The organism is Paraburkholderia sp. SG-MS1, assembly GCF_012275575.1.
Classification (GTDB): domain Bacteria; phylum Pseudomonadota; class Gammaproteobacteria; order Burkholderiales; family Burkholderiaceae; genus Paraburkholderia.
In genome coordinates, this window is sequence record NZ_NPIH01000007.1 from 1 (window position 1) to 6,772 (window position 6,772).

Sequence of the window (6,772 nt, forward strand, 5' to 3'; positions counted from 1 at the left end):
TGCTGCTGGACGCGCCGTGCATCCGGCGCGGGCAATTCGTGATCGGCATTCGCATCGAGGAGCGGCCGCGCTTCGTTACAGTCCATCCGGCGTCTCCCTGGCTGGGTCGACGGCGTTGCCGCCGGGGATGTTGAGAGGCCGGCCGTTCGCAGACGCCCGGAGTGGCGTGACCGTCGCGCCAGGCGGCTTGCCGGCGACGGGTACCGCAGCGCGAGCGTCGTTGCCGCCGCCCGGCTCGGCAGCGCGCGTACCAGCCGCGCGACCGCTCTCACGCGGATCGGCGCAATCCGCTCCCGTTGGCGGCGCAGAAGCGGCGGATCGCCAATGCCTGGAAGACGGCGCGCCGTTACGCGCGTCAGCCGTGCCCCCCGCCGACGCGCCACCCATCGCCCCACCACCGCCCGCCACGCCCTGCGTGTCCACCAGCAGCGCGGCCAGCTTGCGACGCCCGCGCGCGAGCCGCGACATGACCGTGCCGATCGGCACATCGGCCACCGCGGCGATTTCCCGATAACCCATCTCTTCGAGTTCCCGCAGAATCAGCACTTCCCGGTACTCGACCGGCAGCAGCGCCAGTGCCTCGTGCACCCGCCTCGTATCCTCGTCGCGGATCAGGAGCGTCTGCGGATCGGCGCCGCCCGCGCTCCAGCCGTCGAAAGTGGCCTCGTCCATGGTGTCGTCGAATTCGAGCATTTCGTGTGGCGACGCGCGGCGGCGCCACTCGGTGTACCAGGTGCGGCGCACGATCGCCAGCAACCACGGCCGTGCGGAATCGCCGCGGAACGTATCGAAAAAGCGGAACGCACGCATGAAGGCTTCCTGCACGACGTCCTCCGCGTCGCTGGCGTTACCGCACAGCCAGCGCGCGAGGTTGTACGCGGCGTCCAGGTGCGGCAGCGCGAGCTGCTGGAAACGGCGGCTCCTTGCTGCATCGGTTTCGCCTCGCCCGGGGGCGTCGGCATCGGTTTCGGTCTGGACCACCTCGGCCCTCCAGGGCATTGCGGCTAGGCTGTGCGGCTCGTCGTCACGTTCCTTTCGTCGCATAACCGGCCACACGCCGAGTTTATTCCCGCCACCGCCGCGAATCCGCCAAAAGATCGGTGCGCACACTCCGCGCCTCGCTCATTGCCCTCGCCACCCGCGCCCTTTTTTAATAAGCTGGCCGGTTCCAGTAATCCTCGCTCGCATACACCTCTTTCAGATAATCGATGAAATAGCGCACCCGGGCCGGCACATAGCGCTGCTGCGGGTAGACCGCGAGAATGTCGTAGTCGGGCAGCGCGAATTCGTCGAGCACGGTTTCGAGTTCGCCGCGCGCCAGCTGCTGCTGGATTTCCCACGTGGAGCGCCAGCCGAGCCCAAGTCCTTCGGATACCCAACGATGCAGCAGTTCGCCGTCGTTGCAGTCGAGCGTGCCGCCCACGCGCACGGTCGCCAGCTTGCCGTTGCGGCGAAAATACCAGCCACGGTTCTGCCCGCCTTGCAGATTGAACGCAAGACAGTTGTGGTGCGGCAGATCGTCTAGCGTTTTCGGCTTGCCGTGCCGACGGAAGTAGTCGGGCGTGCCACACACCACGCGCCGGTTCGACGCCAGCTTCACCGCGACGAAGTTCGGATCGACCGCGCCGCCGATGCGGATCGACAGGTCATAGCCCTCGCGCACCAGGTCCACGACCCGGTCGGTCAGATTGAACGACACCTGCAACTCCGGCTTGTCGGCAAGAAACGCCGGCGCGAGAGGCGCAACGTGCTTGCGCCCGAACGCGGCCGGCGCCGATACGATCAGATGGCCGTTTACGGCACGGCGTCCGGCGCTCAGTTCGTTTTCCGCCTGGTCCCACTCGGCCAGCAGGCCGCGGCAGCGTTCCAGAAACGCGGCGCCCTCTTCGCTGATCACGAGCCGCCGCGTCGAGCGGTACATCAGCTTCACGCCGAGGCGCTTTTCGAGCGCGTCGATGCGGCGGCCGAGAATCACCGGCGAGACGCCCTCCTCCAGCGCGGCAGCCGCGAGGCTGCCTGCGTCCGCGACCCGCACGAAGGTTTCGATCTGTTTGAAGCGGTCCATCGCTGTCTCCTCCCCTGCAGAACCGGTGACTGTCGCGCCCATTCAATACTTTTTGTTTCGGAATAAGCGACCCGCGCTGATCTTATCAAACCTTCAGGTCGGGCCTACAGTGGCCGCAACACGCTTGAATTCGCCCCAATCCCAGACATTCAGGAGACATTCATGGCCAAGATGAGAGCCGTCGACGCAGCCGTGCTGGTGCTCGAAAAAGAAGGCATCGACACCGCGTTCGGCGTGCCGGGCGCCGCGATCAACCCGTTCTACTCGGCGATGCGCAAGGCCGGCAACATCAGCCACGTGCTGGCGCGCCACGTCGAAGGCGCGTCGCACATGGCCGAGGGCTATACGCGGGCGCAACCGGGCAACATCGGCGTGTGTATCGGTACCTCGGGCCCCGCCGGCACCGACATGATCACCGGTTTGTACTCCGCGCAGGCCGACTCGATCCCTATTCTCGCCATCACGGGTCAGGCGCCGCGCGCGCGTCTATACAAGGAAGACTTCCAGGCCGTGGACATCGAATCGATCGCCAAGCCCGTCACCAAGTGGGCCGTGACGGTGCGCGAGCCCGCGCTGGTGCCGCGCGTGTTCCAGCAGGCGTTCCATCTGATGCGCTCGGGCCGTCCGGGTCCGGTGCTGGTCGACCTGCCGATCGACGTGCAGCTCGCGGAAATCGAATTCGACATCGACACGTATGAACCGCTGCCGGTCTACAAGCCGAAGGCGTCGCGCAAGCAGATCGAAGCCGCGCTGACCATGCTCAACGATGCCGACAAGCCGTTGATCGTCTCCGGTGGCGGCGTGCTGAACGCGGCGGCTGAAGACCTGCTGGTGACGTTCGCCGAAACCCTCGGCGTACCGGTGATCCCGACGCTGATGTCGTGGGGCGCGATTCCCGACGATCATCCGCTGATGGCCGGCATGGTGGGCCTGCAAACGTCGCACCGCTACGGCAACGCGACGATGCTCGCATCCGACTTCGTGCTCGGCATCGGCAACCGCTGGGCGAACCGTCACACGGGTAGCATCGACGTCTACACGAAGGGCCGCAAATTCGTGCACGTGGACATCGAACCGACGCAGATCGGCCGTGTGTTCGGCCCGGATCTCGGCATCGTGTCGGACGCGAAAGCCGCGCTCGAACTGTTCGTCGAAGTGGCTCTGGAATGGAAGGCCGCCGGCAAGCTCAAAGACCGCAGCGCTTGGGTTGCCGATTGCCAGCAGCGCAAGCGCACCATGCTGCGCAAGACGCACTTCGACAACGTGCCGATGAAGCCGCAGCGCGTCTACGAAGAGATGAACCAGGTGTTCGGTCGCGACACGTGCTATGTGAGCACGATCGGCTTGTCGCAGATCGCCGGTGCGCAATTCCTGCATGTGTACAAGGCGCGCAACTGGATCAACTGCGGTCAGGCGGGCCCGCTCGGCTGGACGATTCCGGCGGCGCTCGGGGTGCGCGCAGCCGATCCGCAACGGCCTATCGTCGCGCTCTCGGGCGACTACGACTTCCAGTTCATGATCGAGGAACTCGCGGCCGGCGCGCAATTCAAGCTGCCCTATGTGCACGTGGTGGTGAATAACTCGTACCTCGGTCTGATCCGCCAGGCGCAGCGCGCGTTCGAAATGGATTTCTGCGTGCAGCTCGGCTTCGAGAACATCAACTCGCCGGAGACCAACGGTTATGGCGTGGATCACGTCGCGGTGGCCGAAGGTCTGGGTTGCAAGGCGATCCGCGTGTTCAAGCCGGAAGAACTGAAGCCCGCGTTGCAACGAGCGCAGTCGATGCTTGCCGAGTTCAACGTGCCGGTGATCGTCGAAGTGATACTCGAGCGCGTGACCAACATCTCGATGGGCACGGAGATCGACGCGATCAACGAGTTCGAGGAACTCGCAGCGACGCGCGAAGATGCGCCGACCGCGATCAGCATACTCGACTGAGCGCCCGCCGTTGCGCATCACTGAACGATGAATGCGACGGGCGGCGTCGCCATGCCGACCTGCCCTTCGCTGTCGCCGGAAGCCTCAAGACCTATTTCACTGACCGACCAGAGAGACACACGCACCATGCCGAAATTCGCAGCGAATCTCACCATGCTGTTCAACGAAGTCCCGTTCCTCGAGCGCTTCGCGGCGGCGGCGGACGCAGGTTTTCACGCCGTCGAATTCCTGTTTCCGTATCCATATCAGATCGCCGAGTTGAGCGAACGCCTGCAGCAGAACCGTCTGAAGCTCGTGCTGCACAACCTGCCGGCGGGCAACTGGGAAGCAGGCGAACGCGGCATCGCCTGTCTGCCGGATCGCGTGGGCGAATTTCAGGAAGGCGTGGGACGCGCGATCGAATACGCGAGCGCGTTGAAGGTGCCGCAGCTGAATTGCCTCGTCGGCATTCCGGCGGCAGGTGTCGATGCGGACAAGGGGCGCACGACGATCGTCGACAACCTGCGCTTCGCCGCGGGCGAACTGAAGAAGGCCGGCATCAAACTGCTGGTCGAGCCCTGCAACGCGTACGACATTCCCGGCTTCGCGCTGAACCGTTCGAGCGAAGGCCTCGACGTGATTCGCGCGGTCGGCTCGGACAATCTGTTCCTGCAATACGACATCTATCACATGCAACGGATGGAAGGCGAACTCGCGGCGACCATCACGAAGAACCTGGCGCAGATCGCGCACATCCAGCTCGCCGACAACCCGGGACGCAACGAACCGGGCACCGGCGAAATCAACTACCCCTATCTGTTCTCGCTGCTCGATTCGATCGGCTATGACGGCTATGTCGGCTGCGAGTACAAGCCGCGCACGACCACTGCCGCCGGCCTTTGCTGGGTGCAGAGCGTGGCCGGGCAAACGCGCGGCGCGGCGCACGTGGCGGCTTGAGCGGCAAGTCGGGCGCGTCACGTTTCACGCGCCGCAGGAAGTGCCCGCAGGCACATCAAACAACACTGGAGATTCAGACACATGGCAAAGATCGGTTTCATCGGGCTCGGCATCATGGGCGCGCACATGGCGCGCAACCTCATCAAGGGCGGTCACTCGCTGTTCGTGAACGGCGCCTATCCGGTACCGGAAGACCTCGCCCGGACGACCAGCGTGGTCGCCAGTTCAACCGCCGTCGCGCAGGCCGCCGACATCGTCGTCATCATGGTGCCAGACACGCCTGACGTCGCCAACGTGCTGTTCGCCGACGACGGCGTCGCCGCCGGTCTCGCGAAGGGCAAGCTCGTGATCGACATGAGTTCGATCTCCCCGCTCGACACGCAAGCCTTCGCGAAAAAGATCAACGCGCTGGGCGTCGACTATCTCGACGCGCCGGTGTCGGGCGGTGAAGTCGGCGCGCGCGAAGCGTCGCTGACGATCATGGTGGGCGGCCCGGAAAAAGCCTTTGCGCAGGCAAAGCCGCTGTTCGAACTGATGGGCAAGAACATCTCGCTGATCGGCGAGAACGGCGCGGGCCAGACGTGCAAGGTGGCGAACCAGATCATCGTCGCGCTGAACATCGAGGCGGTGGCCGAAGCGCTCCTGTTTGCGTCGCGTTCTGGCGCCGATCCGGAGCGGGTGCGCCGCGCGCTGATGGGCGGCTTCGCGTCGTCGCGGATTCTGGAAGTGCATGGCGAGCGCATGACCAAACGCACGTTCGATCCGGGCTTCCGTATCGAACTGCATCAGAAGGATCTGAACCTCGCACTCGACGGCGCACGCAAGCTCGGCATTGCGCTGCCGCATACCGCGAGCGCGCAGCAATTGTTCAGCGTCTGCGCGGCGAACGGCGGCAAGGCCTGGGATCACTCGGCGATGGTGCGCGCGCTGGAAATCATGGCGAACTACGAAGTCGCCCAGGCGCCGGGCAGCGAAGCCAAGGCGGCTTGACGCGGTTCGCCGGAAGGCGCGCGACAGCACTTTTTGCAGGGGCTGCGTCGCATGTGCCCGCTGCTGCGTGAGCCGTACCCACGCACAGCAGCGAAGCGCAACCCGTCATGCAATAAAGCGACAGGCCAAGCGGGGAGGCATGCCGCAAGCGTCGTCAGCAAGACAGGTGACGCATACGTACACAAAATACATCAAACCGTCATACCGATTGCCGTGGTCGGCGCATCGTCGGCATCACGGCAATCACAGGTGGGGCGCCCGTTCGTCGCGCAGCATGCGCGGCGTCGCGGGCAAATCGTGCCGCTCTGGGCTGAGAGCGGCAAGTGGGGTCCGCAGCGGCGCCCGGCGATGCCGGGGAAGCCTTGGTCGGTCAGACGTCGTCGTCGGGTGTCCGGCTGTCGGATTCATCATCATGCTTTTTCCGCCACGCGCCAGTCGCCGCGGCAACCACGCGCGGCAATGGCAATCACGGCTCGCGTCCGCTTGCACGTCCGTTTGCATTTGCTTGCAACTCCCCGCCTTCCAGCGAACCTTTTTTGACACATCGTCGCGCGCTTTTCTCCTACACTCGTTGAGTCCGGCTGCACGCGTGACGGACACCACGCGCCCCTGAGTCGTTTCTGGTGGTGGCGCCTGGGCATGGCGTCCTGCCTGTCACAGCGCGTGTTGTCCTTAGCGTTTGCCTGATTTCTCAACCAGTGCCTAACCCGTGCGTAAATTGCTTTTGCGCCACCACGTCAGGAGAGTGATCGATGGGTATTCTCAGTTTCATCAAGGAAGCCGGCGAAAAGCTGTTCGGCGCCGCCTCTACGCCCGCGCAAGCCGCCCCCGCCGCGCCCGATC

6 protein-coding genes and 1 pseudogene are annotated in these 6,772 nt (G+C 64.8%); 4 read left to right on the top strand and 3 right to left on the bottom strand.

The features are described 5' to 3' along the window. The 3 genes from CIC12_RS32870 to CIC12_RS00820 all read right to left on the bottom strand — a co-directional run. The coding region (locus CIC12_RS32870; protein WP_238812278.1) for a zf-HC2 domain-containing protein at positions 1-86 on the bottom strand (86 nt) is incomplete at its 3' end. Continuing rightward, positions 76-981: an RNA polymerase sigma factor gene (locus tag CIC12_RS00815; RefSeq protein ID WP_168661258.1), complete on the bottom strand. Its 906-nt coding sequence runs from the start codon at positions 979-981 to the stop codon at positions 76-78. The genes CIC12_RS32870 and CIC12_RS00815, both read right to left, overlap by 11 nt. Before the next feature lie 169 nt (positions 982-1,150). Continuing rightward, the gene (locus CIC12_RS00820; protein ID WP_168661260.1) at positions 1,151-2,065 is read right to left on the bottom strand and encodes a substrate binding domain-containing protein; all 915 of its coding nucleotides are present in this window, start codon (positions 2,063-2,065) and stop codon (positions 1,151-1,153) included. A 162-nt stretch (positions 2,066-2,227) separates the two neighbouring features. On the opposite strand from CIC12_RS00820, the gene gcl reads away from it, so the two are divergent. The 4 genes and pseudogenes from gcl to CIC12_RS00840 all read left to right on the top strand — a co-directional run. Continuing rightward, on the top strand, positions 2,228-4,003 hold the full coding sequence (gene gcl / locus CIC12_RS00825; protein WP_168661262.1) for a glyoxylate carboligase: 1,776 nt from the start codon (positions 2,228-2,230) through the stop codon (positions 4,001-4,003). Between the two features lie 126 nt (positions 4,004-4,129). Continuing rightward, positions 4,130-4,939: a hydroxypyruvate isomerase gene (hyi, locus tag CIC12_RS00830; RefSeq protein ID WP_168661264.1), complete on the top strand. Its 810-nt coding sequence runs from the start codon at positions 4,130-4,132 to the stop codon at positions 4,937-4,939. An 81-nt stretch (positions 4,940-5,020) separates the two neighbouring features. Then, positions 5,021-5,929, top strand: a complete 909-nt coding sequence (locus CIC12_RS00835) for a 2-hydroxy-3-oxopropionate reductase (RefSeq protein WP_168661266.1) — start codon at positions 5,021-5,023, stop codon at positions 5,927-5,929. 752 nt (positions 5,930-6,681) lie between these two features. Beyond that, positions 6,682-6,772 (top strand): annotated as a pseudogene (locus CIC12_RS00840) (peptidoglycan-binding protein LysM); the annotation flags it as partial.

What these genes read in the sequence shown, in the direction of transcription:
- CIC12_RS00820 (WP_168661260.1), bottom strand. Translation starts at nt 2,065, where the DNA reads ATGGACCGCTTCAAACAGATCGAAACCTTCGTGCGGGTCGCGGACGCA.
- gcl (WP_168661262.1), top strand. Translation starts at nt 2,228, where the DNA reads ATGGCCAAGATGAGAGCCGTCGACGCAGCCGTGCTGGTGCTCGAAAAA.
- CIC12_RS00835 (WP_168661266.1), top strand. Translation starts at nt 5,021, where the DNA reads ATGGCAAAGATCGGTTTCATCGGGCTCGGCATCATGGGCGCGCACATG.
- hyi (WP_168661264.1), top strand. Translation starts at nt 4,130, where the DNA reads ATGCCGAAATTCGCAGCGAATCTCACCATGCTGTTCAACGAAGTCCCG.